The organism is Streptomyces sp. NBC_00414, assembly GCF_036038375.1.
In the GTDB taxonomy this organism is placed as follows: domain Bacteria; phylum Actinomycetota; class Actinomycetes; order Streptomycetales; family Streptomycetaceae; genus Streptomyces.
Map to the genome: position 1 here is coordinate 2,566,594 of NZ_CP107935.1, position 25,692 is coordinate 2,592,285.

The following is a 25,692-nucleotide window of genomic DNA, read 5'->3' on the forward strand; positions in this document are numbered from 1 at the left end:
GGAGCGCCTGACCTTCGTGGCGCGGCCGACGTTCGTGGGCCGCGTGACCTTCGTGGACGTCGTGACCTCCGTTGAGGTCCTGAGGGCCTGACGCACGATGTCGGCGTTGTACTCGTCGATGTCGACGGTGTGCAGTTCGTCCGGGCTCAGCCAGCGGTGATCCTGGTCCGGCTCGGGAAGGGTGATGTGCCGGGAGAGCGGCCTGACCAGGAAGTTGTCCTGCCAGTTCTTGATCTTCTGCCCGCGGTACTCGCTCATGAAGGACGATTCGCCGACCTTCCGGACGACCTCGCCGAGCAGCCCGGTCTCCTCCTTGAGCTCCCGCAGCACACCGTCCTCGGCGCTTTCGCCGGGCTCCAGCTTCCCGCAGGGCACGCCCCACACCCGGGGCAGGAACCGCTCGGTCTCACTGCGGCGGACCAGCAGGACAAGGCCCCTGCGCATCACGACGGCCGCGGCCAGTCGCTTGGTGCCGGTGATGCCGCTACTACCGGGGATGTCCATGATTCCTGGGTCCCTCGCCGGTCGGAGTCCACAGAGTTTCATACCCACGAAAGCATCAACGCTACCAGGAAGCCCCCGGGGCTTGTGTCGAATGTGTGGGTCACAGTCACTCGTCCACGGCCACGCGGAGAACATCGGCAGCGCGGAGGACGTCGTCCGCGCAGAGGACATCGCCTCGTAGCGGGATCGCGAGCCCACGCGGACGGCCGGTTCCCCAGGGCATGGTCAGGACGGGTCCGCCACGGCGGTCACGGTCAGGGCGGGTCCGCCACGGCGGCGGTGAGACGCGCCACGAGCGCCGCAACCGCGGCACGCAGTTCCTCCCCGCCGTCGACGCGGAAGGCGAACGGCATCCTCGCCAGCCATTCCTGCGCATACATGTCCGGGTTGCGGGTGCTGCCGACCAGCACGCATCCGTCCCTCAAGGGCTCAAGGCGCCCCATGGGCGGCCGGATCCACGGGGTCACCTCGGCCAGGGGGGCATCGAACACCACACGGGTGGAGAACTCCCATCCGAGGCCCAGGTTCTCCTCAAGCACCGCTACCGGGTCGAGGCCCTTGGGTGGCTCGAACCCGTGCCCGGTCGGCCGGACCGCGCGGACCCGGTCGACCCGGTAGGTGCGGATCGCGTCCGCGCGATGGGAGTGGCACAGCAAGTACCAGCGCCCGTGGCGGACGACGACGGACCAGGGATCCACCTCCGCCTCCCACTCGTTGCCGGCCTCGCTGCGGTACGTGAGCACCACGCGGCGCCGGGCCGCGATGGCGTCGACGAGTTCGCTGGTGACGGCCGGATCGGGGTGGGCCGCGTACGGATCCGCCGCGGCCGACGCGTACTCCCGCAGCATCGCCGCCTGTTGACCGACGCTCTCCGGAAGCGCCTTGACGACCTTGCCCAGGGCGGTGCCGATCAGGTCGTCGGTGTCGGCCGCGGCCGGCTGGCCGCTGAGTACCGCCATCACCAGGCCGAGGGCCTCGGACTGCGTGAAGTGCACAGGCGGCAGCCTCGTCCCGCGCCCCAGCCGGTACCCGCCGTGCGGCCCCCGGGCCGACTCCACGGGGATGCCGGCCTCCCGGAGGATCCCGACGTACCGCCGTGCGGCCCGCTCCGTGACGCCCAGCCGCACGGCGAGTTCGCCGGCTGTCGTACCGGGGCGGGTCCGGAGGATCTCCAGGGCGCGCAGCGCCCGCGCGGTGGGGCTGAGATCGTTCGGCACGGGAGCAGGCTAATCCGCTCCGCCGAGCTCCGCAGTCGAAGGACTTCCCCCGGGGCGCTTGGACAGTCACCGGATGAATCGGCAGTGAATCGTCCGGATCTCCTCCTACGGTGGCATCCACGCAGTTGGAGAAGGGGAACTGACCATGGACATTCTGCTCATCGGCGGCCTGTGGCTGAACGGATCCGTGTGGGGCCGTGTCGCGTCCGCGCTGGAGCCGCTCGGCCATCGCCCCGTGCCGCTCACCCTCCCGGGCCAGGGGGACGGCTCCGGGTCCGCCACGCTCGACGACCAGTTGGCGACGGTGCTCGCCGCGGTGGACGCGGCGCCCGGCAAACCCATGGTGGTGGGGCACTCCGCCGCCTGCACACTGGCCTGGCTGGCTGCCGACCGGCGGCCGGAGCGGCTGGCGAAGGTCGCCCTCATCGGTGGTTTCCCGACCGCCCACGGTCAGCCGTACGCCGACTTCTTCGAGGTGATCGACGGCTTCATGCCCTTCCCCGGCTGGGGCCCGTTCGAGGGGCCGGACGCCGCCGACCTCGACGACGGGGCCAGGCGAGAGTTCGCGGATGCCGCGATTCCCGTGCCAGCGGGCGTGGCCGAGGGAGTGGTGCGGCTGACGGACGAACGGCGGTTCGACGTTCCGGTCGTGGTCGTGTGTCCGGAGTTCACGCCCGCACAAGCGCGGGAATGCATCGCCGACGGCGACGTCCCGGAGCTCGCCCGGGCCAAGCATGTCGACTTCGCCGATATCGACTCGGGCCACTGGCCCATGGTCACGCGGCCTGACGAACTGGCCCGGATCCTGGCCGCGGCGGCCAACCCGGCCTGACGGGGAATCACCGATTACAGGGGTGGCCCGTGGTCGGTCCAGGCCGACCGGGGCCACCCGGCCGAACCAGCGCCTGCACCTCGCCGTACGCCGGAGCGGCCCCCTCGACGGGCAGTCCCGCCCTGATCAGGGCGGCCGTCTCCAAGGCCGCTCCCAGGGCACGCCGGTAGAGGAGGGACCCGAGGCTGACACGGCGAACTCCCAGCTCGGCGAGGGCCGGAACGGTCGGTCCCGTGGGCGAGTAGAGGACATTGAGGGGTACGTCGAGGGCCTTGACCAGGCCGGCGATCCGGTCCGCGTCGCTCAGTCCGGGGACGAACACCCCGTCGGCGCCCGCCTGTCGGTAGGCGTCGAGGCGGCGGATCGTCTCGTGTCCCTCGCCGTCGCCCAGCCAGTGGGTGTCCGTGCGGGCGTTGACGAACAGAGCAGGTACGGCGGCCTTCACCGCGGCGATCTTCGCCGCGTGGAGTCCGGCGGGGACCAGGGTGCCGTCGGCGCGACCGTCCTCCAGGTTGATGCCGACCGCTCCGACGGCGGCGAGTTCGCGGGCCACCTCGGCGACCTCGGCCGGGTCGTCGCTGAAACCGTCCTCGGCGTCGACCGAGAGGAGGAAGGGTCCGTTGCCCAGCGCCAGGGCCAGTGCCAGTGACGCGTCCCGGGTCGCCGCCGAGCCGTCGGGCAGGCCGGCGGCCGCGGCGACCCCCAGGCTGGTCGTGCCGATGGCCGCGAAGCCCTGGGCGGCCAGGGCCGCCGCCGAGGCGTGGTCCCAGGCGTTGGGGAGCAGCAGCGGGGCGCCCGCGTCGGCGTGGTGGAGTGCGGCGAAAGCGGCGAAGGTGGGGTCCATACCGCAACGCTAGGTCCGGAACGCTTCGGCCCGCGCCGAAGCGTTCCGGCCGTCTCTCTCCCCCGCGCAACCACCCTCTCCCCCGACCCCTTGGTCCCCGGAGCGAGCCCGGGGACCGAGGGAGGGCTCAGCGCTTGAGGGTGAAGGTGAAGTCGCCGGTGAGCTTGCCGCCCAGCCGCACGGCTGAGACGAGCTTGCCCTCCGTGACCAGTCTCTCGACCCCGGCCCGCGAAAGACCGCACCCTTCAGCGATCAGCCGTACCGGCCGGACAGGTATCCGCGCCGCGAAACGGACCGAGACGTCGAGGACCTCGCGGTCGGGGACGTCGAGGCCTTCGCGGACCGGGTGACCCGGGACGTCGAGCACCTCAGGGTCCAGGGGATCCGATCCGCCGGTGTCGAGGCGCCAGGCGTCGTCCCAGTCGAGGGCGATGCGACTACGGCGCCGTACGACAGGATGCTGCAGCAACTCGGCTGCCAGATCAGCGTCGTTGGCGTGCAGCCGGTCCAGCAGTTCAGGTCGTACGTTGCGCACGTTCATCCGCTCCAGGACCGTGAGCTTCGCGGTGTCCCCGCAGGTGACACAGAGCACGAGGAGCCAGGCGTCGATGAGCTTGTGGTTGGCGTTGACGCGGAATTTTCCGCTCGCCCGGAAGCGCCCGGACGCGCACGCGTGACAACGGCGGCGGACGAGAGGCAGGCGGGTGGGTACGACCACCCAGTTTTCGAGCACAGAAGTACACCGGTTCCAGTGAGAAGTCCGCAGCAAAGAGCAGCGCGGCGCACAGGTGCGACGCGCGACAGATCAGCACTCGGGAGGTCTCACACGGTGTACAACGGCACGTCCTTGCCCAGGCGACTCGGTTCGGCAGCACGGTAGCGGCGCCGAGCGGCGTGGCTCCACCGGTTTTCCGGGCGCTCCGCGGACGCGCGACCGGGGCGCCCCGCAGACGTGCACCTGGGGCGCCCCGGTTCCGGACGGGACGCCCCAGGCGTCCAGCTCACCTCACAAGGCGCCCGGACACCAGGCCTTGGGCCAGGAGTTCGTCGCGGACGAGTGCCGCGTACGCCGTCGCGCCCTGTGCCGAGGTGTGGGTGTTGTCGCGCTTCTCGTTGTAGAGGTACAGCGCCTTGGAGCCCTCCACGCCCAGCGACTCCACCAGGGCCTTCGTCCTGGTCGTGAGGTCGATGAGGGGGACGTCGTGGGCGACGGCGACCGAGCGGGTGACGGCGGGGTGGTCCACCCCGAGGCCGTTCACCAGGAGGGCCGTGCCGTTGTTCAGTGTGCCGTCGCTGTTGAACCAGCGGCGGACGATGGGAGTGACCAGAACCGGACGTCCGCCCTCTTCCCGGACGCCCGCGACGAGCGTTTCGAGATTCGCCCGGTACGTCGCCTCGTCGGTCTGCTTGTCGTTGTGGGCGAGCTGGACGAGGACCAGGTCGCCCCTGCGGATGAGCGGCTTGACGGTCCCGAAGAGCCGCGGGTCGGCCAGGTAGGTGACCGTACTCTCGCCGGAATCGGCGTAGTTGGCGACGGAGACGCCCTTGCGGAGGTACTGCGGGAGCTGCTGGCCCCAGCCGGAGTAGGGATCGCCCGGCTGGTCGCAGACCGTGGAGTCGCCGACGAGGAAGATCTGCCGGGTGTGCCGGGCGACGGCCGGGGTGACGCGGATGCCGGCGAGCGCGGGCGCCGAGCCGCCGACGGCCAGGTCGAGTCCCGCGGTGCCGTCGGGTCCGGTGGGCTCGCCCTCGGGGGTGCGGACGTTCACGGTGAAGCTGCGGGTCACGAGCTCGCCCGCCCCGGTGGGCGTCTCGGCGAGCAGGGTGCGCCGGGTCTCGCCGCTGATGCCGGTGCTCGCGGCGGCCTCACCGCCGAGCCGTACCCGTACGTCGTAGGTGCCGGGCGGGACGTCGAAGTGGCAGGCGTTCGCAGTGCAGTTCTCCAGCCCCGGCCCCTGCCCCAGCGCGTGCCCGTGGCCCTTGCCAAGGCCGTGCGCCTGCGCCTGCGCTTGCGCCTGCACCGGGGTGACGGACAGGGCCGAGGCGAGGGTCAGCGCGGCCAGCAGGGTGATCGTCGTGCGTCTCAACGCGGCTCCTCCAGCAGGTCCAACAAGGCGGCGGATCCTGGAGGACCTGCCCGGCGGAACGCGCCGGACAGGCCCTGGCGGCTGGACCGTACCTCGAATGGCAAGCGCTTTCTAGAGGGTGTGGCGCGTTACGTCACGGGTGGAACCGCCACCGGCCCTCGGTCACGACATCCACCTTGCCGTCCCTGACACGAAGGGCCGTCTCGTCGTCGATGAAGTAGATCGGGAAGTCCGCCCGCCCGGCGATGGCGTCGGCCCAGGCGTCGTCCCGCTCGGGGAAGTCCGGCGAGTCCAGGTGGGGCTTGAGATACCAGTCGAAGAGACCGAACGGCGGCTCCACGGTCGTCGCGCCGAGCACGTGCAGGTCAGCGGCGTCCCCGATGACGTCGGCGGAGTGTGCGGTGAGGTTGCGGCTGAAGATCATCGATCCGGCGCTGACCCCCACGTAGACCCGGTTCTCCAGCGCCTCCAGGAACCCGTCGGCCAGGCCGTTGCCGGTGATGCTGCGCGCGAGGTGGTAGTGATTGCCGCCCTCGACGTAGATGACGTCGGCGTGCAGCAGCCGGTCGAGCACCATCCGCCGGGGCAGGCCGTTCAGCTCCAGGATGTCGAACTCCCGCCAGCCCAGGCCCCGCAGGCGGTTGATGTCCTCGACGACCCACCCGTGGTCCCCGGGCTCGGCGACCGACGCCGTGGGAACGAACACGACGTTCGCCGATTCGAACGGCTTGCCCAGCATCTCCCGCAGCGCGTCCCGCTGGGTCTCGTTGCGCAGACCACTCGCCGTCAACAAAAGGTTCATCGGGCGAGCCAAGCACGGCTGCCGGGCGGGCGCAAACAAGCCCGGGAGCCACCCGTTCGGTCAGGGCGCAACCCCGTCGGAGCAGGCACTCAGCCGGCGGGCGGGTGGTCCGGGAAGGGGACGGCATACGCCGGGTCGCGGTTCGCGGTGATGCGGGCGTGGCGAAGGAGTTCCCGGACGATGCCCGCGTTTCCCATGGCCCAGCCGGTGGCGGGGGCGAGGTCGCCGGGCGTCTCGCGGTGTTCGAAGTTGGACCAGCGGACGCCGTCGCCGTCGGCCGTCGCGCGGGCCGCGAGGTCGGCGACGAGCACGCCGGCGAAGTCGCCGCCGTCGCCGCGTTCGACCTGGCGGTCGCAGGCGAGGGCGAGGACGCCTGCGGTGCCGCAGCAGCGGCCGTTGTTGTCCCAGAAGCCGGGTCGGATCCGCCGCGGGACGCCGGAGTCGACGACAGTGCGCCAACAGCGTTCGACGAGGGCGGGCCAGGCGGGATCGTCGGGCAGGACGTGGCTCAGCAGGCGGAACACCTGGGCGTCGCCGGCGGGGCCGTGGCACCAGCCGTAACTGTGGCGCTCGATCTTCTCGTGTTCCTGCTGCGGGTCGGAGTGCGGTACGAGGAAGCCGTCCGGGCCCGCCTCGTCGCGGGAGACGACATCGGCGGCTCCGGCCAGGGCGAGGTCCACGAGGTCGGGGCGGTCGGTGGCCCGGCCCACGGCGGCGAGCGCGTGGACGATGCCGAGGGTGCCGTGCGAGATGTGGTGCAGGCGCGGGACGGCGCCGGCCCGGATCTCCCACTGAACGCCGGCGGTGGTGGGTTCGGCGGTGCGCGTGTAGCGGTCGACGGCCCGCTGGGCCAGCTCGGGATCACCGCATTCCAGCGCGGCGAGCGCGATGCCCGCGTTGCCGACGAGGAGTTCGTAGTGGTCGTTCCACCCCGTGCCGTCGAAGCGGGACCGCAGGACGTCCAGAGCATGGTCCGCCGCTGCCCCCGCCTCGGTGTCACCGAGCACGCGGTGCACCCCCCGCAGCGCGACGGCCATCCCGGCCACCCCCATGTACAGGCCGCTGGCCTCCCGGTCGTCGACCGCGTCGGCGACGCTGCGGGCACCACGCACGGCCGCGTCCGCGTAGCGGTCGTCGGCGAAGTACCGCCATCCGTCGAGGAGCGCCGGCAGCACTCCCGAAGTCCCGCTGTAGAGATGCGGAGCGACTTGCTCGTCGGCGGGGCGGGCCGGCCAGGCCACACCCCGGCCGGTCTCCCGGGCGGTCTTCAGCAGCCACTGAAGAGCTCCGACGGCAAGCGACTCCGCGTCGTCCGGCGCACTGGTGATCATCGCCCCAGCCTTCCACAGTCACCGGCGCCGGTCATCGACGCCGTCCCGGACGCGGATCGGGCGGTCTCCGGTCAGGGCCGGGCGCTCAAGTCCCCCTCGTCCACTGCTGGTTGGTGGCCCCGTTGCAGGTGTACGTGATGAGCGCGGTGGAGTCCGCGGTGGACTCGCCGTTCACGTCCAGGCACTCGCCGCTCGCGCGGGACAGGACGTTCACGTAGGAGCCGGTGGTGGTGAGCGACCACTGCTGGGTGGTCGCCGACGCGTTGCAGTTCTCCTGCGTGACGGTGCTCGCGTTCTCCTGCACGCACAGCGAGCTGCCCCGCACGGCCAGCTGGTAGTAACCGCTGCCGACCGGCCTGAACCAGTACTTCTGGTTGGTGCCGCCGTTGCAGGTGTACTGCTTGATCTGGGCGCCCGCCCACAGCGACTGGCTGGTGACGTCGGCGCACTTGGAGGAGTGCCGGGCGATCAGCGAGTTGTACGTGGCACTGGTCCCGGTGACGGTCCCGGTGGCCGTGTCGACGGTGACCTCCGGCGACCAGGACATGGACATCGTGGTCGAGCTGGGGAAGGTCAGCGGCAGCCAGACGTAGCGGGAGTCGTTGACCGTACCGCCGAAGGAGTTGCCCCAGCGGTCGCCCATGTAGAGGTAGGAGGTGCCCGAACTCCCCTGCACGGGCAGGACGTACGCGGTCTGCGAGTTGTACGTCGTGGAGTCGCCGACGTTCGTCATCGCCGTCCAGGGGCCCGCGATCGAGGTCGCCGTGGCGTACTGCTGCTGGTTGGCGCTCCAGCCCGTGGCGCCCGAAGTCAGCATGAAGTAGACGCCGTTGCGCTTGAAGAGCGCGGGTGCCTCGCGGTGGCCGCCGTGCCAGGGGTCCGCGACGAGACTCGCGATACCGGTGTAGTCGGCGGTCAGCCGGTAGATCTGCAGGTCGTAGTTCTCGCGGGCGGCCGAGACCATGTATCCCGCGCCGTCCGTGTCGACGAACACCGTGATGTCCCGGGACATGTGGGTGCCGAGCGGCCGGAAGCTGCCCTGCCAGGTGTAGTCGCCGTCGACCGTGTCCGACACGGCGACCGCCGCGCGGGCCTCGCCGTAGTCGACGCCGTTCTCCTTGTGCATCCACATCACGAACTTGCCGGTGGACGCGTTGTACATGACCTTGGGCCGCTCGATGTTCGCGGTCGCCAGTTCCGAACTGCTCGACTGGGTCAGGACGTGGTTGCGGAACTCCCAGTTCTTCAGGTCCGTGGAGCGGTAGGCGTCCACGTACCGGAAGGTGTTGTCGGAGTTCCGGTTCTCACCGAACCAGTAGTAGTACGAGCCGACCTTGACGACCCCGCCGCCGTGGGCGTGCACCGGGCTGCCGTCGGTGGCGGTGAACTGCGTGCCGGTGGTGACGGTCTGGGCGGCGGCCTGGGCCGGTCCCGCGGTCACGAGTGCGCCGGCCAGGGCCAGGCAGAGGGCGAGAAGTACCGCGTACACGCGTCTCATCTCAGGCACGCTCCTTCAGGGGTTTCGGGGATCGTCTCCGGGGTGGGGCCACAAAAGAAAACAGAACCGTTCGACATTTCGCACAAGATCTGTCATCCCGAACGCCGAAAAGGTAAGGGCGTGGTACGAGGAGGTCAACGGGTCGGGCGTGAACCGGGGAGAACTGACAAGAACCGACACCGCCTGCCGGCCGGCCCGTCGACAGGGCTCAGCGGTCGAGCCCCAGGTCCGCCGCGATGCGGCGGGCCTCCTCCGCCCGCTCGCCCAGGAAGGCCAGCACCGTGCCGCGTTCCCGGTAGCGGTGTTCGGCATCGACCGTGCGGGTGCCGCCGTAGTCGAGCTGCCGTTCGTCGGCCGCTCGGGACAGCATCAGGGCGGTGAGCCAGTCGTACTTGACGGCGGACGCGCACACCCCGAGCCTGACCAGGCGTTCGTCGCCCCGCCAGCCGCTCGCGCGCAGACCGCGTACATAGCTCTCGTACACGGCGCTCGCCAGCTCGGGCAGTAGGGCCGCGGGCAGGAACAGGTCGAAGAAGGTGTCGGGGATGTAGTTGCCGATGTCCTCACCGACAGCGCCGTCACCGGCGAACGCCCAGTCCAGCAGGACACTTTCGCCGCGGTACGAGACGAGGTTGGCGGGCCACTGGTCGAGGTGGCTGAAGACCCGGGGCAGCGACTCCACGGTCCGCAGGAACCATTCGCGTTCGTGACGCAGCCGCACCATCTGCTCGCGCAGCCCGGCGGGGAAGTGGTCGCGCACGAGGGGCTGTTGCCACGCGGCGTCGTCGTCGAGCAGCTCCCGGCCCACGGTCTGTCCGGAGGTGTAGTCCCGGAGGAAGTGGCGGCTGAGCCAGGGGCGGTCCAGGAGCAAGCCGTCCGCCAGGGCTCTGCCGTGGGCCGCTCCGAGCCGTTCGGCGTGCAGGGCGTGCCGGTCCGGCTGCCAGGTGGTGGCCGGTTCGCCGTGGCGAACGTCCTCCAGCCACAACGCCACGTCGCCGTCCGGCCGTTCGACCGACGCCAACAGCCGGGGCGCGGTGATGCCCCAGGGCCGCCAGGCCCCGGCGAGCCCCTCCTCGTACACATGGGCCTCGCGGCGCCAGAAGTTCCAGTGGCGCGGGTCCTGTGAGGCGGCCCAGGTGCCGGTGGTGTTCCCGGAGCCGGTCAGCACCTTCAGGACGGCGGACCGCTCTGCGGCGGTGACGCGCCAGACGCCGCCGGTGACGCCGTTCTTCGGGTTGTGCGTGAGTGTCTCGAATCCGACCCTCTCCAGCGGCAGCCGGAACACCTCGCGAACCTCGTCGGCGAGCTGCGGGGAGTGCGGGGCGGCCTCACGCATGCGCTGATCGTAGGTGATCGGCGGGAGGAGGCACTGCCCGTGCTTCGGCTGCCGCCCGTCACGGCGCTAGCGTCGGGGCATGACCAGCGACAGCTCTCCCGCGGCCTCCCCCGGCTCCGCCCGCTCCCTCGCCGACGCCCTCGCCACCCGCACGGTCGTTCTCGACGGCGGCATGTCCAACCAGCTCAGGTCCGCCGGGCACGATCTGAGCGACGAGCTGTGGTCGGCGCGGCTGCTCGTGGAGCGGCCGGAGGCGATCACCGAGGCGCACCTCGCCTACTTCGAGGCGGGCGCGGACGTGGCGATCACGTCCAGCTACCAGGCGACCTTCGAGGGCTTCGCCCGCCGTGGCATCTCCGGGGAGCGCGCGGCCGGGCTGCTCGCGCTGAGCGTCGGACTCGCGCGGGAGGCGGCCCGGCAGGCCGGGGCGAAAGGCGTCCGCCGGCCCAGGTGGGTGGCCGCGTCGGTGGGCCCGTACGGGGCGATGCTCGCGGACGGCTCCGAGTACCGGGGGCGGTACGGGCTGAGCGTGGCCGAGTTGGAGCGCTTCCACCGGCCGCGGGTGGAGGTACTGGCGGAGGCGGGTCCTGACGTCCTGGCCCTGGAGACCGTGCCTGACGTCGACGAGGCGAGGGCGCTGCTGAGGGCGGTGCGCGGGCTCGGCGTACCGGCGTGGCTGTCGTACAGCGTCGCCGGTGACCGGACGCGGGCCGGGCAGCCGCTGGAGGAGGCCTTCGCGGTGGCCGCCGACGCCGACGAGGTGATCGCGGTCGGCGTCAACTGCTGTGCCCCCGAGGACGTGGACGCCGCGGTGGCGACCGCCGCGCGGGTCACCGGCAAACCGGTCGTCGTCTATCCGAACAGCGGGGAGACGTGGGAGGCGGAGGCGCGGGCGTGGCGGGGGCGCGCCACGTTCGCGCCTGAGCGGGTCGTCGGCTGGGAGCGGGGTGGGGCGCGGTTGATCGGCGGATGCTGTCGGGTGGGGCCGGGGGCGGTTGCCGCTATCGCCTCCGCCGTGGGGGCCCGGTGACCGCTCCTCGAGGGGGTGGGGCGATGGGTCGTGGGGCGCTGACGGTCGGCCGTGGCTGGTCGCGCGGTTTCCCGCGCCCCTGAAGGGCGCCCCAGCGGGCCCCCCGGCGGGCGCAGGGCTGGAGGCGTGGGCACCTCCGCATGCGGCACTTTGTCCTCGGTGGGGAAAAAGTGTCGGGAACTTGTGCTCGATGGGTTACGGCGTTCGACAAAGGTCGCTAACTTCCTTGAAATGAACCGGTCATAGAGCTGCGGCCGGTCATGACGGCGCGACGGCGCGCGCCTGTGCACCGCTTGGCAGCCCGCTCAGGGCTGCCGTCATCCCACCCCCCTATGGGAGACCTCTGTGCGCACGAAACCGCTCGGACACAGACGTGTCCGTCATCTGCTGACCGCCGTGGCCTGTGCCGTCGGCTGTCTGCTGCCCATCTCCCCGGCCGCCGCGGACACCGCGGATCCGGGCGGCGGACCCAAGGCTGCCGCCGTCGAGTTCCAGCAGGTCACGCTCGCCAAGGGCGTGGCCGAGACGGGCGAGCCGATGACCCTGGCGGTGCTGCCGGACCGCTCGGTCCTGCACACCTCCCGGGACGGCACGCTCCGGCTGACCAACGCCGCCGGGACCACCTCCGTCGCGGGCAAGCTGAACGTCTACAGCCATGACGAGGAGGGTCTGCAGGGCGTCGCCGTGGACCCCGGCTTCGCCTCCAACCGGCAGATCTTCCTGTACTACGCGCCCCCGCTCAGCACGCCGGCCGGTGACGCCCCGGCCGACGGCACGACCGCCGACTTCACCCCCTTCGACGGGGTCAACCGGCTGTCCCGGTTCGTCCTGAAGACCGACGGCACCCTGGACCTCGCCAGCGAGAAGAAGATCCTCGACGTGCCGGCCTCCCGCGGTCTGTGCTGCCACGTCGGCGGCGACATCGACTTCGACGCGGCCGGGAACCTGTACCTGTCCACCGGCGACGACACCAACCCGTTCGCCTCGGACAGCTACACCCCGATCGACGAGCGCGCCTCCCGCAATCCCGCCTTCGACGCCCAGCGTTCCGCGGGCAACACCAACGACCTGCGCGGCAAGCTCCTGCGGATCAAGGTCAACGCGGACGGGTCGTACTCCATACCGAGCGGCAACCTCTTCCCCTCCGGGACCGCGAAGACCCGCCCCGAGATCTACGCGATGGGCTTCCGCAACCCCTTCCGGATGAGCGTCGACAAGGCCACCGGCATCGTCTACCTCGGTGACTACGGCCCCGACGCCGGCACCGCCAGCCCCACGCGCGGGCCCGGTGGACAGGTGGAGTTCAACCGGATCACCAAGGCCGGCAACTTCGGCTGGCCGTACTGCACCGGTAAGAACGACGCCTACATCGACTACAACTTCGCCACCGGCGCCTCCGGGTCCGCCTTCAACTGCTCGGCGCCCACCAACAACTCGCCGAACAACACCGGCCTCACCGGCCTGCCGCCGGTCCAGCCCGCCTGGATCCCGTACGACGGCGCGTCCGTCCCGGAGTTCGGCAACGGCTCGGAGTCCCCGATGGGCGGCCCGGTCTACCGCTACGACGCCGCCTCCACCTCGGAGGTGAAGTTCCCGCAGGAGTACGACGGCGACTTCTTCGCCGGGGAGTTCGGCCGCCGCTGGATCAAGCGCGTCGAGGCCGGCACCGACGGCACGGTGCAGTCCATCAACTCCTTCCCCTGGACCGGTACCCAGGTGATGGACATGGCCTTCGGCCCCGACGGCGCCCTGTACGTCCTCGACTACGGCACCGGCTACTTCAACGGCGACGCGAACTCCGCGCTGTACCGCATCGACCACGTCACGGGCGGGCTCGCCCCGACCGCGCAGGCGAAGGCCGACGTCACCTCGGGCAAGGCGCCGCTGGCCGTCGCGTTCTCCTCGGCCGGCAGCACCGATCCGGACGGCGACGCCCTCGGCTACTCCTGGAACTTCGGCGACGGCGGCACGTCCACCGCGGCCAACCCCTCGCACACCTACACGGCCAACGGCCAGTACACCGCCACGCTGAAGGTGACGGACAGCACCGGCAAGTCCGCGACGGCCTCCGTGCAGGTCACGGTGGGGAACACCGCGCCCACGGTGAAGCTGGACCTGCCGCTGGACGGCAGCATCCACGACTTCGGCGACGCCATCCCGTTCAAGGTGACGGTGACCGACCCCGAGGACGGCACGATCGACTGCTCGAAGGTGAAGGTCACCTTCATCGTCGGACACGACAGCCACGGCCATCCGCAGACCTCGGCCACCGGGTGCACCGGCACGCTGCAGACCCTGGCGGACGGTGAGCACGATCCCAACGCCAACATCTTCGGCGTGCTCGACGCCGAGTACACCGACAAGGGCGCCGGCGGCCAGCCCGCGCTGACCGCGCACGACCAGCACGTCGTCCAGCCCAGCCATCGGCAGGGCGAGCACTACGGCGACTCCGCAGGCGTCGACGTCATCTCCCACGGCCCCGCGCACGGCGGGAAGACCGTCGGCAACATCGAGAACGGCGACTGGATCTCCTTCAGGCCGTACGCCCTAGGCAACGCGGCCCAGTTCACCGCACGGGTCTCCTCGGCGGGCGCGGGCGGCACCATCGAGGTCCGCGCCGGTTCCACGACCGGCACCCTGCTCGGCACGGCGACCGTGCCGGTGACCGGCGGCTGGGAGACCTTCCAGGACGTGACGGCCGCCCTGAGCAACCGGCCGACCGGCTCCACCTCCCTCTACCTCGTCTTCAAGGGCGGCAGCGGCGCGCTCTTCGACCTGGACGAGTTCTCCTTCACCACCTCCGGCGGCGCCGGCCGCACGGGTGAGGTGAAGGGCGTCAACGGCAAGTGCCTGGACATCGACAACGCCCAGACCACCGACGGCACCAAGGTGCAGATCTGGACCTGCAACGGATCCGCCGCCCAGAAGTGGACCGTCGGAGGTGACGGCACGCTGAAGGCACTGGGCAAGTGCCTGGACATCTCCGGCGGAGCGACCGCCGACGGTACGAAGGTCCAGCTGTGGACCTGCAACGGCTCGGGCGCCCAGACCTGGGCCGCCCAGACCGACGGCACCGTCCGCAACCCGCAGTCCGGCAAATGCCTCGACGCGTCCGGCGGCACCTGGAACGACGGAACCGCCGTCCATCTGTGGACCTGCCACACCCAAGCCAACCAGAAATGGACCCTGCCGTAGGAGGGAGGAGACCGACCATGCGTACTTACCTGAAAGCGGCCCTCGGCCTGTTCGTGGGCGCCACGCTCTGTCTGACCCCGCAGGCCACGGCACTGCCCGACGCCGTGGGCCGGTCCGTCACCGGATCGGCGACCGCTGAGGCACGGCCGCTCGCGGCGGCCGACCCGGCGTACAAGATCCTCGTCTTCTCCAAGACTGCGGGCTTCCGCCACGACTCGATCGACGAGGGCATCGCGGCCCTGCGCGGCCTCGGCGGCGCGAACAACTTCACCGTGGACGCGACCGAGGACGCGGGGACCTTCACGACCGGCAACCTCGCCCAGTACAAGAGCGTCGTCTTCCTGTCGACGACGGGCGACGTGCTGAACGCCGCCCAGCAGACGGCCTTCGAGAGTTACGTCCAGGGCGGCGGCGGTTACGTCGGGATCCACGCCGCCGCCGACACCGAGTACGACTGGCCCTTCTACGAGGGTCTGGCCGGCGCGCTCTTCCACTCGCATCCGGCGATCCAGTCCGCCACGGTCAAGGTGGAGGACCGGGCGCACGACGCCACCGCCCATCTGGGCAGCACCTGGCAGCGCACCGACGAGTGGTACAACTACCGCACCAATCCCCGTACCACCGCCCATGTCCTGGCCTCGCTCGACGAGTCCAGCTACTCGGGCGGGAACATGTCCGGGGACCATCCGATCGCCTGGTGCAAGGACTACCAGGGCGGCCGGTCCTTCTACACGGGCGGCGGGCACACCGCCGAGTCGTACGACGATCCCGCTTTCCGGCGCCACCTCCTCGGCGGCATCCGCTGGGCCTCCGGGATGACGGACGCCGACTGCCGCCCGGAGACCGGCTACACCTCGCTGTTAAACGGCTCTTCCACCACCGGCTGGAAGCAGGCGGGACCGGGGCAGTTCAGCCTCGCGGACGGCACGCTCACCTCCGTGGGCGGGATGGGGCTGTTCTGGTACAACGCCCAGGAGTTCACCGGTGACTACTCCCTGAAGCTCGACTGGCGGATGGCCGGGGACGACAACTCCGGGATCTTCATCGGCTTCCCGGCCTCCGACGACCCGTGGTCCGCGGTGAACAACGGTTACGAGATCCAGATCGACGCCACCGACACCGTCGACCGCACCACGGGCTCCGTCTACGGCTTCAAGTCCGCCGACGTCGCCGCACGGGACGCGGCGCTGAACCCACCGGGTGAGTGGAACACCTACGAACTCCGGGTCACCGGCGAGCGGTTGGAGATCTTCCTCAACGGCCGCAAGATCAACGACTTCACCAACACCGACCCCGTACGGAGCCTGCGGCAGGGGCACATCGGCCTCCAGAACCACGGTGACGGCGACGACGTGTCCTTCCGCAACATCCGCGTCAAGCGCGCGGGCGGCCAGGATCCCGGGCCTCGCTCGGGTGAGGTGAAGGGCGTCAACGGCAAGTGCCTGGACATCGACAACGCCCAGACCGCCGACGGCACCAAGGTCCAGATCTGGACCTGCAACAGCTCCGCCGCCCAGAAGTGGACGCTCCCGGGTGACGGCACGCTGAGGGCGCTGGGCAAGTGCCTGGACGTGAGCGGCGGAGGCAACGCCGACGGTACGAAGATCCAGCTGTGGACGTGCAACGGTTCCGGCGCCCAGGCCTGGACGCCCCAGACCGACGGCACGGTACGCAACCCGCAGTCCGGCAAATGCATGGACGCCTCGGGCGGTACCTGGAACGACGGAACCGCCGTCCATCTGTGGACCTGCCACACCAACGCCAACCAGAAATGGACCCTGCCCTGACCTACCCTGACCGGTCCTGGCAGGTCTGAAGTCTTCGCCCCGCTCACACAGCAGTGAGCGGGGCGAAGACGCGTCAGTGCGGTGGAGGCGCACGAACGGCGGCGAAGGGCGCCGATGAAACGGGAGGCCGCTGGAGCTAGGAGGCCGCGCTCAGGGCGGGATCGGTGCGCCAGACGCTGGCGAGTTCGGGCAGGGGTACGCCGAGTACCTCGCTGAGCCGGACGATGGTGCCGAACGCGGGCGTCGGCATGCGGCCGGTCTCGATCTTGCGGAGGGTCTCCGGCGAGATCTCCGCCGCCGAGGCCACTTCGACGGGACTGCGGCCGGCCCGGGCGGTGCGCAACGCTGCCCCGAGACGTCGGCCCGCCTCGATCTGTTCGGGGGCGAGCGGATGGCGGACCATCCCCACATGCTAGGTGCGCAGGTGTCCGGCGGGCAACCACCCCACCCTCTGGTATAAATATACCGGTCGGCCGCCCTGGGAATCGAGGAACGCAGTGATCGAGCACAAATCTCCCGCAGACATCGAGCGTATGCACGTCACCGGACAGTTCCTCGGTCAGGTGCTGGCCGAGCTGGCCGACCTCGCGGCAGTGGGGGTCAACCTGCTGGACCTGGAGAAGCAGGCCCGCCGCCGGATCAAGGAGCGCGGCGCGGAGTCCTGCTACTGGGACTACGAGCCCTCCTTCGGCAAGGGCCCGTTCCGCAACGTGGTCTGCCTCTCGGTCAACGACGCCGTGCTGCACGGCCTGCCGCACAGCTACAAGCTGCGCGACGGGGACCTGCTGACCATGGACATGGCGGTGATGATCGACGGCTGGGCCGCCGACTCCGCCCTCTCCGTCGTGGTCGGCACACCGGCCGCGGAGGACCTGCGGCTGATCGAGGCGACCGAGGTCGCCCTGGAAGCCGCCATCGAGGTCGCCCTGCCGGGCAACAGGCTCGGGGACATCTCGGCGGCCATCGGCGGGGTCGCGGCCGACTACGGCTACCCGGTCAACCTGGAGTTCGGCGGTCACGGCATCGGCCGCACGATGCACGAGGAGCTGCACATCCCCAACGACGGCCGCCCCGGCCGCGGCTGGAAGCTGCGTCCCGGTCTGACGATCGCGATCGAGCCCTGGTTCGCCGCCGGCACCGACAAGATCGTCTACGACCCGGACGGCTGGACGATCCGCTCGGCCGACGGCTCGCGCACCGCCCATTCCGAGCACACCGTCGCCATCACCGAGGACGGGCCGCTCGTGCTCACCCGCCGCCCGCGGCGCGGCTGAGGAAGTTTTTCCGGGAGACGGCCCTCGTCCCCGCACCCGGTTTCGCCGACACCGGCCTCCCCTCGGTCCGGGCGGGAGCCGACTCGGCCTCCCACAGGCCCAGTTCCCGGTCCCGAAGACCCCGCACGACCTCGGGACCACCGGCCCCGAAGACCCGTACCGGATGTGTGTCGTCCCAGGCGGGCCAGCCCGGATCACCCGTGGCGGCGAACCGCACCCACGCCGAGTGCATCTCGTCGGCGAGGGGCCGCGGCGCCCCGGGCCCCGCGAGCTTCGCCGCCTCCGGCGCCTCGGTCGTGTCGAAGACGAAGCCCAGCTCCAGGGCGTGGCAGGCCCCGAGGCCGGGAACGTTCGACGGCCAGGCGAACTCGTAGACGTACGAGCGCGCCCGGTGGGCGTCCGCGAGCCGGCGCAGCGGCACCCGGAGCAGGAAGTCGGTGACCAGCTGCCCGACCAGGTCGGCGGTGCTCGCCCCGGGACGCGCCAGGCGGTAGCCGCGCGGCACCTCCGGGCCGCAGCGGCAGCGGGCCCTCGCCGCGGCCAGGGCGACCGGGCCGAGCCGGTCGACGCGTTCGAGGAGGCCGGTCGGCGCGAGCCACAGCCGGTACTCCTCACTGGTCCAGCCCAGCAGCAGCTCCACGTCCTGGGCCACGCCGCCCCCGGTCAGCGCCTCCATCGGATCACGCGGCACCAGATCGCCGTCGACGACGATGCCGAAGGCGGGCCCGCCGACGACCGGGCTCGACCTGCGGCCGGCCTCCGTCTGCGCCTCGATCAGGTCGCCCCGGTCGACGGCGGCGAACGCCCGGGCCGTCGCCGGGACCTTCAACCGGGCGGCCATCCGCCGCACCACGCGCCGCACCTTGTCCCGGTCCGTCACCTCGGGCGGGCCGCTCTGCAGCGCCGCCCGCCGGAACAGCCCCTCGGCACGCGGGCTCGCCAGCAGCGCCCCGATACTGATGGCCCCGGCCGACTCGCCGAAGACGGTCACCCGGTCCGGGTCACCGCCGAACTCCGCGATCGAGTCCCGCACCCACTCCAGCGCGGCGAGCTGGTCGCGCAGGCCCGGGTTGGCGGGGGCGTCCGGGAAGAGGCCGAACCCCTCCACTCCCAGGCGGTAGTTGAAGGACACGAACACCACACCGTCACGGGCGAAGGCCCGGCCGTCGTACACCGGGATCGCGGACGAGCCCCGGGTCAGCGCGCCTCCGTGGATCCACACCATGACCGGGAGACGGGCGCCCGGACCCGGTTCCGGCGTCCACACGTTCAGGTTCAGGCAGTCGTCGCCCGGCACGACCGGGTCGGAGAGCAGCTTCGCGAAGGGCTCCGAGTACGGCGGCTTGGGCGGCGTCGGGCCGAACGCGCCCGCGTCGCGCACCCCGGCCCAGGGCTCGGGCGGGACGGGCGGCCGGAAGCGGTGGGGGCCGAAGGGCGGGGCCGCGTACGGGATGCCCCGGAAGACGGCGAGACCGTTCTCGTGACGGCCCCGCACCGCACCGTACGGGGTGTCCACCACCGGATCCTCGGCCATCGCCTGTCCCCCTCCTCGTCGCCACCCTCGTCGCCGCCTTCACGGCAACCCTCACCGCCATCTTCACCGTCACCGTCATCACGGCCGTCACCGCGGCCCTCGGTGTCACGGGAACCGCACCTCCAGCGCATCACGGAACCCTCCGTTCCGCAGCCTCCGGGGGCCGGAGAACCGCGTGTCGCCCGCCCTGAACCGCTCACGACCAGCGCGTTCGGCATTTCGAGAGTTTCGGCTTTGTGGAATTCCACTGAATACCCGCTCTTCCACGGCGAGTTGAGGCGGCCTTACTGTAGGAAGCGCTTTCTACCCGAAACTTTCGCGGGCCCTCGGGACGGGGCCGGAGAGGTGGGCTCCATGGTGCGTACCGGGAGCGTGGCGGGGCCGACCCTCGCGGTCGTCGCCCGCGAGGCAGGGGTGTCCGTACCCACGGCCTCGAAGGTGGTCAACGGCCGCGAGGACGTGGCACCGGAGACCCGCCGCCGGGTCACGGAGGCACTCGACCGGCTGGGCTACGTGCGCAGACCCCGGTTCGACGCGGCGAAGTCGCCGGGGCTGGTCGATCTCGTCGTGCACTCGCTGGACAGCTCCTGGTCGGGCGCGATCCTGCACGGGGTGGAGGAGGCCGCGCACGACGCGGGTCTCGAGGTGGTGGTCTCGGCGGGGCTGACCCGCACCCGGGGCGGCCGTCCGGAGCGGGGGTGGCTGGACAAGCTGTCCATTCGGGGTTCCTCCGGGGTGCTGTTCAACCTCGCCGAGCTGACCGCGTCCCAGTACGCCTGGCTGGAGCAGCACCGCATCCCGTTCGTGCTGATCGATCCGGTGCTCGAACCGCCCCCGGGCGTCGTCTCGGTCGGTGCGGCCAACTGGCACGGCGGGGTGATCGCCACCGAGCATCTGCTCTCGCTCGGGCACGAACGCGTCGCCGTCATCGCGGGATACCGCCGCAAGATGTGCAGCGGGGCGCGCGTGGCGGGGTACCGGTCGGCGCTCGCGGCGGCCGGGGTGCGGCATCGGCCCGAGTACCTGCGGTACGGCAGCTTCGACGAGGTCTGCGCGCATCGCAGGATGCTGGAGCTGCTCGATCTGCCGGAGCCGCCCACGGCCGTCTTCGTCTGCTCGGACCGGATGGCTCTCGGGGCGTATCGGGCGCTCGCGGAGCGGGGGCTGTCCGTGCCGGGCGATGTGAGTGTGGTGGGGTTCGACGATCTGCCCGAGGCGCGGTGGGCTTCGCCTGCCTTGACGACTGTCCGGCAGCCGTTGTCCGAGATGTCTGCGGTTGCGCTGCGCTTGCTTGTGCGGATGATGGCCGGGGAGCGGCCCGAAGGTACTCGGACCGAGTTGTCCACGCGGTTGGTCGTGCGGGCCAGTACGGCGGGGTGTTGAGGTGCGGCTCGGGTCGTTCGAAGGGTGCGGGTGCGTTGGGGTTGAGTGCGCCGTTCCCCGCGCCCCTAGAGGGCGGCTGCCCAGGTGATTCCGCCCAGTAGGTGGGTGCGGAAGTTGGTGTTCTCGTAGGCCTCCGGGGCGTGGCCGAAGGCCGTGTAGAAGACTCGGCCGGCGCCCTGGTTGCGGCACCAGGCCAGGGGGTGGTCGGGGCCCATTCCGCCGCCCTCGTACGAGGTCTCGTCGGCGGAGACGAGTACGCGTACCGAACCCCTCGGGCTGGCCCGGAAGTCGTACCACTCGTCCGTGAACTCCCAGGTGGCGGGCAGATGCCGGGTGGCCGGATGACCGTGGTCCTCCACGACCGCCCTGCCCGGCTGATGGTCGGGGTGCCGGGCGAAACGGGCCCCGAGCAACTCCCCGTAGTAGGGCCAGCCGTACTCCGTGCAGGCCGCCGCGTGCACCCCGACGAAGCCGCCGCCCGCCTCGACGTACGCGGCCAGGTGCTCGCGGCCCGCGGGTGTCAGGACGTCACCGCTGGTGGAGAGGAAGACGACGGCCGCGTACGGGCCGACGGGGGCGTCGAAGAAACCGGGGTCCTCCGTGGCGTGGACGGTGAAGCCGTGCGCGGCCCCGAGTGACCGTACGGCGGCCGTGCCGTCGGGTATCGAGTCGTGGCGGTAGTCGGTGGTGCGGGTGTAGACGAGGACACGAGGGCCGGGTCCGGGATGCCGTGTTGCCGGTTCTGCCATGGGGGCGACCCTATGAGGCGGGTTCGGCGGCCGGTCAGGGCGATGGCGGGGTTCGAAATTTTCGCTCGCCCGGCTCGGCGGGGTCGCCGGTGGTCGTTTCGGGCTTCGTGTAGAGGACCTCGCGGGCCTGTTCCGCGGCGCGGACCATGCCCTCGCCGACGAAGTCGACGAAACGGGCGATGCCTTCCAGCCGGGCGGCGGCCGGGGTGTCGGGTCCGAGGACGCCTACGCCCTGCCGTGCGGTCTCGGCGAGCTGGGCGTGGGACCGGGCGGAGGCGATCATCCCGTCGTACCAGACGTCGTTGTCGACGACATAGCGCTCGCGGCGGCGGCCGTCCCGCTCCCGCCGGATGAGGCCCTGGCTTTCGAGGAGCGTGACCGCTTTGGAGATGGACGCCGGGCTGACCTGGAGGTGCCGGACGAGTTCGGACGCGGTGAGGCTGCCCGCGTCGGTGGTGTAGAGGTGCGCCAGCACCCGGGAGGTCATCTTGGGCAGGCCCGACTTCATGAGGAGGGTGGTGAACACCTCCACGTACTCGCGCACGGCCTCGGCATCACGCCCGTGGGCCTGCGGGAGTGCTTCCGGACCTCGGGGCGCGGCTTCCCTGCGCCGGTGGGCGCGGTGTTCGGTGGCGCGATGGGCCAGGTCGGCGCGGTAGGCGAGGGGGCCGCCGTTGCGCATCACCTCCCGGGTGACCGTCGAGGTCGGGCGGTCGAGTCGTCTGGCGATCTCCGCGTAGGCGAGGTCGTCGGCCAGGCCCAGCGCGATCTGCTGGCGTTCCTGCTGAGTGAGCCTGCCTCCCGGCATCGCGGTCTCCTTGGTGCTTCTCGGTTGCCCCTGCTGCCGCGACTATAGCGTTCACTCCAAGTACATTGCAACGAAGGCGATGCACGCTGTTGCATTAGATTCAATCCCATCGCAACGAAAACTCCTATTTCACCTGCGGTTACTGCGTTGCAGTGCAACAAATCTGTTGCCGTATCTATGAACGCAACGTAGCTTTTCCCTTGTCGGAAACACCGACCGAACAAGCGGAACGAACAGAACAAGGGAGAGCACGATGCAGAAGTTCGACACCCCCGACCAGGTCTCCGCCGTCCTCGACATCCCCGCGGGGCACATCCGGTTCATCGCCGCCGACCGGGCCGACACCACGGTCGAGGTCCTGCCGGCGGACACCTCGAACAGCCGCGATGTGAAGGCGGCTGAACGGATCGAGGTCGTGTACGGCGAGGGCGTCCTGCGGATCGAGGCCGCACCGGCGAAGCACCGGGTTCTCGGCAACTCCGGTTCCGTCGAGGTGACCGTCCAACTGCCCGCCGGCTCCCGCGTCGAGGCGAAGACGGCCGCCGGCGAGTTCCGGGGCGTCGGGCGCCTCGGCGACGTCACCTTCGAGGGGGCGCAGGGCTCGGTCAAGCTCGACGAGACCGCGAGCGCCCGTCTCACCCTCCTCGCCGGTGACGTCTCGGTCGGCCGCCTGGGCGGTCCCGCGGAGATCAGTGTCCAGAAGGGCGACATCCGTATCAACGAGGCCGTGCGCGGCACGGTCGAGCTGCGCACCCAGGCCGGCGAGGTGTCGGTCGGCGCCGCTCGCGGGGTCTCCGCCTCCCTGGACGCCGGGACCTCCTTCGGCCGGATCCACAACGCGCTCAAGAACGCCGACGGCGAGGCCGCTCTGAACATCCACGCGACCACCGCCTACGGCGACATCACCGCCCGCAGCCTCTGACCCGCGGTCCCGCCCGCGATCCCACCCTCAGTCCCACCCGCAGTCTCCGAAGGAGCACCCACTCATGACCGACCCGGCCATCGCGGCGAACGGGCTGCGCAAGTCCTACGGCGACAAGGTCGTGCTCGACGGCATCGACCTGGTCGTCCCCGAGGGAACGATCTTCTCCCTGCTCGGCCCGAACGGCGCGGGCAAGACCACAGTCGTCAACGTCCTCTCCACCCTCGTCTCCCCCGACCCCGCCTCCGGCGGGATCCGGGTCGGCGGCCACGACCTCGCCGCCGATCCGCGGGCGGTGCGGGCCGCGATCGGTGTCACCGGCCAGTTCTCCGCCGTCGACGGCCTGATCACCGGCGAGGAGAACATGCTCCTCATGGCGGACCTGCACCACCTGCCCAAGGCCGAGGGCCGCCGGGTCACCGCCGAACTGCTGGAGCGCTTCGACCTGGCCGAGGCCGCGAAGAAGCCCGCCTCCACCTACTCCGGCGGCATGAAGCGCCGCCTGGACATCGCCATGACCCTGGTCGGCAGCCCGCGGATCATCTTCCTCGACGAACCGACCACCGGCCTCGACCCCCGCTCCCGCCACAACATGTGGCAGATCATCCGCGAACTGGTCTCCGGCGGCGTCACCGTCTTCCTCACCACCCAGTACCTGGAAGAGGCCGACCAGCTCGCCGACCGCATCGCCGTGCTCGACAACGGCCGGATCGCCGCCGAAGGAAGCGCCGAGGAGCTGAAGCGGCTCATCCCCGGCGGACACGTCCGGCTGCGGTTCGCCGATCCGGACGCGTACCGGTCCGCCGCCTCCGCCCTGCGCGAGGTGGCCCGGGACGACGAGGCCCTCGCGCTGCAGATCCCCAGCGACGGCAGCCAGCGCGAGCTGCGCTCCATCCTCGACCGCCTCGACACGGCCGGTATCGAGGCGGACGAACTGACCGTGCACACCCCCGACCTCGACGACGTCTTCTTCGCCCTGACCGGCAGCACCGGTCCCGCGGACGTCCCCGGCCAGACCGACCGGTCCACCACCCAGCCCACCGACCAGCCCAAGGAGAACGTCCGATGAGCTCCCTCTCCCTCGCCGTCCGCGACTCGTCCACGATGCTGCGCCGCAATCTCCTGCACGCCCGGCGCTACCCGTCCCTCACCCTGAACCTGCTGCTCACGCCGGTCATGCTGCTCCTGCTCTTCGTCTACATCTTCGGCGACGTGATGAGCGCCGGCATCGGGGACGGCGGTGCCGACCGCTCCGAGTACATCGCCTACATCGTCCCCGGCATCCTGCTGATGACCATCGGCAGCACCGTGATCGGGGCCGCGGTGTCCGTCGCCACCGACATGAACGAGGGCATCATCGCCCGCTTCCGCACGATGGCCATCCACCGCGGGTCCGTGTTCATCGGACACGTCGTCGGCAGCGTCCTGCAGGTGCTGGCCAGCCTCGCCCTGGTCGGGGCGGTGGGCGTGGCCATCGGCTTCCGCTCCACCGATGCCACGGCCCTGGAGTGGCTGGCCGCGTTCGGGCTGCTCGCCCTGTTCGCCCTGGCGCTCACCTGGATCGCGGTCGGCATGGGCATGGCCAGCCCGAACGCCGAGGCGGCCGGCAACATGGCCATGCCGCTCATCCTGCTCCCCCTCATCTCCAGCGCCTTCATCCCGGCCGACACCATGCCGGGCTGGTTCCAGCCGATCGCCGAGTACCAGCCCTTCACCCCGGCCATCGAGACCCTGCGCGGCCTGCTGCTCGGCACCGAGATCGGCTACAACGGGTGGCTGGCCGTGGCCTGGTGCCTGGGCCTGGCGGCACTCGGCTACTACTGGTCGGCCTCGCAGTTCAACCGCGACCAGAAGTGAGCGCCTGGGAACGGGACGTCCGATTCCTTCAAGACCCGCGCCCGCCACGATCCCTACGGTGGTCCCATGACTACACGAACCACTCCACAGACCACTCCGCGATTCGATCTCATCGGCCTCGTCGTCTCCGACATGGCCGCGTCGCTCGCCTTCTACCGCCGTCTCGGTCTCGAATTCCCCGAGGGGGCGGAGAGCGCGCCGCACGTCGAGGCTCAACTGCCCGGCGGTCTGCGCTTCGCGCTCGACACGGAGGACACGATCCGTTCGTTCCACCCCGACTGGCGGCCTCCGACGGGCGGGGGCCGGGTCGGACTGGCCTTCCTGTGCGACAGCCCCGCGGACGTCGACGCCACGTACGAGACGCTGCTGGCCGCCGGCCACAAGGCCGAACTCAAGCCGTTCGACGCCCCCTGGGGCATGCGATACGCAGTCGTCCAAGACCCGGACAACAACGGCGTGGACCTCTTCGCCCACCTGACCACCCCGTAGAGGCCCTGCCGCCCGGGGGCGCGGGCAACGGGGAACGGGGAACGACGCAATCCTTCGCCTTCAGGGGCGCGGGGAACGGCGCAATCTTTTGCCTGCAGGGGCGCGGGGAACGGCGCATCTTTTGGGGGCGCGGGGAACGGCGCAATCTTTTGGGGGCGCGGGGAACTGCGCGACCAGCACCTCAACGGCCCGCAGTTCAAACACCGCACCGCA

General features: G+C 70.9%; 22 protein-coding genes and 1 pseudogene. 10 read left to right on the forward strand and 13 right to left on the reverse strand.

Annotation, left to right across the window (positions count from 1 at the left end):
* Window positions 1-81 precede the first annotated feature (81 nt).
* Together OHS59_RS10975 and OHS59_RS10980 are read right to left on the reverse strand one after the other, a co-directional pair.
* A pseudogene (locus OHS59_RS10975) lies at window positions 82-504 on the reverse strand (NUDIX hydrolase); the annotation flags it as partial.
* A 254-nt stretch (window positions 505-758) separates the two neighbouring features.
* Window positions 759-1,721, reverse strand: a complete 963-nt coding sequence (locus tag OHS59_RS10980; RefSeq protein WP_328493207.1) for a helix-turn-helix transcriptional regulator — start codon at window positions 1,719-1,721, stop codon at window positions 759-761.
* 145 nt (window positions 1,722-1,866) lie between these two features.
* On the opposite strand from OHS59_RS10980, the gene OHS59_RS10985 reads away from it, so the two are divergent.
* Window positions 1,867-2,553 (forward strand): alpha/beta fold hydrolase, encoded by a 687-nt coding sequence (locus OHS59_RS10985; protein ID WP_328493208.1) that lies wholly within the window; start codon window positions 1,867-1,869, stop codon window positions 2,551-2,553.
* Between the two features lie 7 nt (window positions 2,554-2,560).
* Here OHS59_RS10985 and OHS59_RS10990 read toward each other — a convergent pair whose 3' ends face one another.
* The 7 genes from OHS59_RS10990 to OHS59_RS11020 form a co-directional block, all read right to left on the reverse strand.
* On the reverse strand, window positions 2,561-3,397 hold the full coding sequence (locus OHS59_RS10990) for an isocitrate lyase/PEP mutase family protein (protein ID WP_328493209.1): 837 nt from the start codon (window positions 3,395-3,397) through the stop codon (window positions 2,561-2,563).
* 127 nt (window positions 3,398-3,524) lie between these two features.
* The gene (locus tag OHS59_RS10995; RefSeq protein WP_328493210.1) at window positions 3,525-4,130 is read right to left on the reverse strand and encodes a DUF1062 domain-containing protein; all 606 of its coding nucleotides are present in this window, start codon (window positions 4,128-4,130) and stop codon (window positions 3,525-3,527) included.
* Window positions 4,131-4,398: 268 nt separating this feature from the next.
* Complete coding sequence (locus tag OHS59_RS11000; protein ID WP_328493211.1) at window positions 4,399-5,484, reverse strand: rhamnogalacturonan acetylesterase; 1,086 nt, start codon at window positions 5,482-5,484, stop codon at window positions 4,399-4,401.
* Window positions 5,485-5,617: 133 nt separating this feature from the next.
* On the reverse strand, window positions 5,618-6,286 hold the full coding sequence (locus tag OHS59_RS11005; RefSeq protein ID WP_328493212.1) for a Type 1 glutamine amidotransferase-like domain-containing protein: 669 nt from the start codon (window positions 6,284-6,286) through the stop codon (window positions 5,618-5,620).
* Between the two features lie 89 nt (window positions 6,287-6,375).
* On the reverse strand, window positions 6,376-7,617 hold the full coding sequence (locus OHS59_RS11010) for a lanthionine synthetase LanC family protein (RefSeq protein WP_328493213.1): 1,242 nt from the start codon (window positions 7,615-7,617) through the stop codon (window positions 6,376-6,378).
* An 85-nt stretch (window positions 7,618-7,702) separates the two neighbouring features.
* On the reverse strand, window positions 7,703-9,115 hold the full coding sequence (locus OHS59_RS11015) for an RICIN domain-containing protein (protein ID WP_328493214.1): 1,413 nt from the start codon (window positions 9,113-9,115) through the stop codon (window positions 7,703-7,705).
* Window positions 9,116-9,323: 208 nt separating this feature from the next.
* Window positions 9,324-10,451: an aminoglycoside phosphotransferase gene (locus OHS59_RS11020; protein WP_328493215.1), complete on the reverse strand. Its 1,128-nt coding sequence runs from the start codon at window positions 10,449-10,451 to the stop codon at window positions 9,324-9,326.
* 79 nt (window positions 10,452-10,530) lie between these two features.
* Between OHS59_RS11020 and mmuM the strand changes: the two genes are divergently transcribed.
* The 3 genes from mmuM (at window position 10,531) to OHS59_RS11035 (ending at window position 16,463) form a co-directional block, all read left to right on the forward strand.
* Window positions 10,531-11,481, forward strand: a complete 951-nt coding sequence (gene mmuM, locus OHS59_RS11025; RefSeq protein WP_328493216.1) for a homocysteine S-methyltransferase — start codon at window positions 10,531-10,533, stop codon at window positions 11,479-11,481.
* 345 nt (window positions 11,482-11,826) lie between these two features.
* Window positions 11,827-14,676, forward strand: a complete 2,850-nt coding sequence (locus OHS59_RS11030) for a PQQ-dependent sugar dehydrogenase (RefSeq protein ID WP_328493217.1) — start codon at window positions 11,827-11,829, stop codon at window positions 14,674-14,676.
* 17 nt (window positions 14,677-14,693) lie between these two features.
* Complete coding sequence (locus OHS59_RS11035) at window positions 14,694-16,463, forward strand: ThuA domain-containing protein (protein ID WP_328493218.1); 1,770 nt, start codon at window positions 14,694-14,696, stop codon at window positions 16,461-16,463.
* A 136-nt stretch (window positions 16,464-16,599) separates the two neighbouring features.
* On the opposite strand, the gene OHS59_RS11040 is transcribed toward OHS59_RS11035, so the two are convergent.
* Window positions 16,600-16,866 (reverse strand): helix-turn-helix domain-containing protein, encoded by a 267-nt coding sequence (locus tag OHS59_RS11040; protein ID WP_328493219.1) that lies wholly within the window; start codon window positions 16,864-16,866, stop codon window positions 16,600-16,602.
* Between the two features lie 94 nt (window positions 16,867-16,960).
* On the opposite strand from OHS59_RS11040, the gene map reads away from it, so the two are divergent.
* Window positions 16,961-17,737 carry a type I methionyl aminopeptidase gene (gene map, locus OHS59_RS11045; RefSeq protein ID WP_328493220.1) on the forward strand — a complete coding sequence of 259 codons (777 nt, stop codon included), beginning with the start codon at window positions 16,961-16,963 and terminating at the stop codon, window positions 17,735-17,737.
* Here map and OHS59_RS11050 read toward each other — a convergent pair.
* Window positions 17,712-19,271 carry a carboxylesterase/lipase family protein gene (locus OHS59_RS11050; RefSeq protein ID WP_328493221.1) on the reverse strand — a complete coding sequence of 520 codons (1,560 nt, stop codon included), beginning with the start codon at window positions 19,269-19,271 and terminating at the stop codon, window positions 17,712-17,714. The genes map and OHS59_RS11050 overlap by 26 nt on opposite strands.
* Before the next feature lie 354 nt (window positions 19,272-19,625).
* On the opposite strand from OHS59_RS11050, the gene OHS59_RS11055 reads away from it, so the two are divergent.
* On the forward strand, window positions 19,626-20,654 hold the full coding sequence (locus OHS59_RS11055; protein WP_328493222.1) for a LacI family DNA-binding transcriptional regulator: 1,029 nt from the start codon (window positions 19,626-19,628) through the stop codon (window positions 20,652-20,654).
* A 65-nt stretch (window positions 20,655-20,719) separates the two neighbouring features.
* On the opposite strand, the gene OHS59_RS11060 is transcribed toward OHS59_RS11055, so the two are convergent.
* Window positions 20,720-21,403, reverse strand: coding sequence for a ThuA domain-containing protein (locus OHS59_RS11060; protein ID WP_328493223.1), 684 nt, complete (start codon window positions 21,401-21,403; stop codon window positions 20,720-20,722).
* A gap of 34 nt (window positions 21,404-21,437) precedes the next feature.
* Window positions 21,438-22,211 (reverse strand): MarR family transcriptional regulator, encoded by a 774-nt coding sequence (locus tag OHS59_RS44530; RefSeq protein WP_443061422.1) that lies wholly within the window; start codon window positions 22,209-22,211, stop codon window positions 21,438-21,440.
* Between the two features lie 253 nt (window positions 22,212-22,464).
* Between OHS59_RS44530 and OHS59_RS11075 the strand changes: the two genes are divergently transcribed.
* From OHS59_RS11075 to OHS59_RS11090, 4 genes are all read left to right on the forward strand, one after another.
* The gene (locus tag OHS59_RS11075; RefSeq protein WP_328493224.1) at window positions 22,465-23,133 is read left to right on the forward strand and encodes a DUF4097 family beta strand repeat-containing protein; all 669 of its coding nucleotides are present in this window, start codon (window positions 22,465-22,467) and stop codon (window positions 23,131-23,133) included.
* Between the two features lie 64 nt (window positions 23,134-23,197).
* Window positions 23,198-24,202, forward strand: coding sequence for an ATP-binding cassette domain-containing protein (locus tag OHS59_RS11080; protein ID WP_328493225.1), 1,005 nt, complete (start codon window positions 23,198-23,200; stop codon window positions 24,200-24,202).
* Window positions 24,199-24,990 (forward strand): ABC transporter permease, encoded by a 792-nt coding sequence (locus OHS59_RS11085; protein ID WP_328493226.1) that lies wholly within the window; start codon window positions 24,199-24,201, stop codon window positions 24,988-24,990. The genes OHS59_RS11080 and OHS59_RS11085 overlap by 4 nt, the downstream gene beginning before the upstream one ends.
* Before the next feature lie 66 nt (window positions 24,991-25,056).
* The gene (locus tag OHS59_RS11090; protein WP_328493227.1) at window positions 25,057-25,479 is read left to right on the forward strand and encodes a VOC family protein; all 423 of its coding nucleotides are present in this window, start codon (window positions 25,057-25,059) and stop codon (window positions 25,477-25,479) included.
* Window positions 25,480-25,692: the final 213 nt, after the last annotated feature.

Bases quoted from the DNA above. Each gene is read 5' to 3' on its own strand.
- OHS59_RS10990 (WP_328493209.1), bottom strand. From the start codon at position 3,397: ATGGACCCCACCTTCGCCGCTTTCGCCGCACTCCACCACGCCGACGCG.
- OHS59_RS11040 (WP_328493219.1), bottom strand. From the start codon at position 16,866: ATGGTCCGCCATCCGCTCGCCCCCGAACAGATCGAGGCGGGCCGACGT.
- OHS59_RS11020 (WP_328493215.1), bottom strand. From the start codon at position 10,451: ATGCGTGAGGCCGCCCCGCACTCCCCGCAGCTCGCCGACGAGGTTCGC.
- OHS59_RS11055 (WP_328493222.1), top strand. From the start codon at position 19,626: ATGGTGCGTACCGGGAGCGTGGCGGGGCCGACCCTCGCGGTCGTCGCC.
- mmuM (WP_328493216.1), top strand. From the start codon at position 10,531: ATGACCAGCGACAGCTCTCCCGCGGCCTCCCCCGGCTCCGCCCGCTCC.
- OHS59_RS11085 (WP_328493226.1), top strand. From the start codon at position 24,199: ATGAGCTCCCTCTCCCTCGCCGTCCGCGACTCGTCCACGATGCTGCGC.
- OHS59_RS11060 (WP_328493223.1), bottom strand. From the start codon at position 21,403: ATGGCAGAACCGGCAACACGGCATCCCGGACCCGGCCCTCGTGTCCTC.
- OHS59_RS11010 (WP_328493213.1), bottom strand. From the start codon at position 7,617: ATGATCACCAGTGCGCCGGACGACGCGGAGTCGCTTGCCGTCGGAGCT.
- OHS59_RS44530 (WP_443061422.1), bottom strand. From the start codon at position 22,211: ATGCCGGGAGGCAGGCTCACTCAGCAGGAACGCCAGCAGATCGCGCTG.
- OHS59_RS11035 (WP_328493218.1), top strand. From the start codon at position 14,694: ATGCGTACTTACCTGAAAGCGGCCCTCGGCCTGTTCGTGGGCGCCACG.
- OHS59_RS10985 (WP_328493208.1), top strand. From the start codon at position 1,867: ATGGACATTCTGCTCATCGGCGGCCTGTGGCTGAACGGATCCGTGTGG.
- OHS59_RS11015 (WP_328493214.1), bottom strand. From the start codon at position 9,115: ATGAGACGCGTGTACGCGGTACTTCTCGCCCTCTGCCTGGCCCTGGCC.
- OHS59_RS11080 (WP_328493225.1), top strand. From the start codon at position 23,198: ATGACCGACCCGGCCATCGCGGCGAACGGGCTGCGCAAGTCCTACGGC.
- OHS59_RS11090 (WP_328493227.1), top strand. From the start codon at position 25,057: ATGACTACACGAACCACTCCACAGACCACTCCGCGATTCGATCTCATC.
- OHS59_RS11050 (WP_328493221.1), bottom strand. From the start codon at position 19,271: ATGGCCGAGGATCCGGTGGTGGACACCCCGTACGGTGCGGTGCGGGGC.
- OHS59_RS11005 (WP_328493212.1), bottom strand. From the start codon at position 6,286: ATGAACCTTTTGTTGACGGCGAGTGGTCTGCGCAACGAGACCCAGCGG.
- OHS59_RS11075 (WP_328493224.1), top strand. From the start codon at position 22,465: ATGCAGAAGTTCGACACCCCCGACCAGGTCTCCGCCGTCCTCGACATC.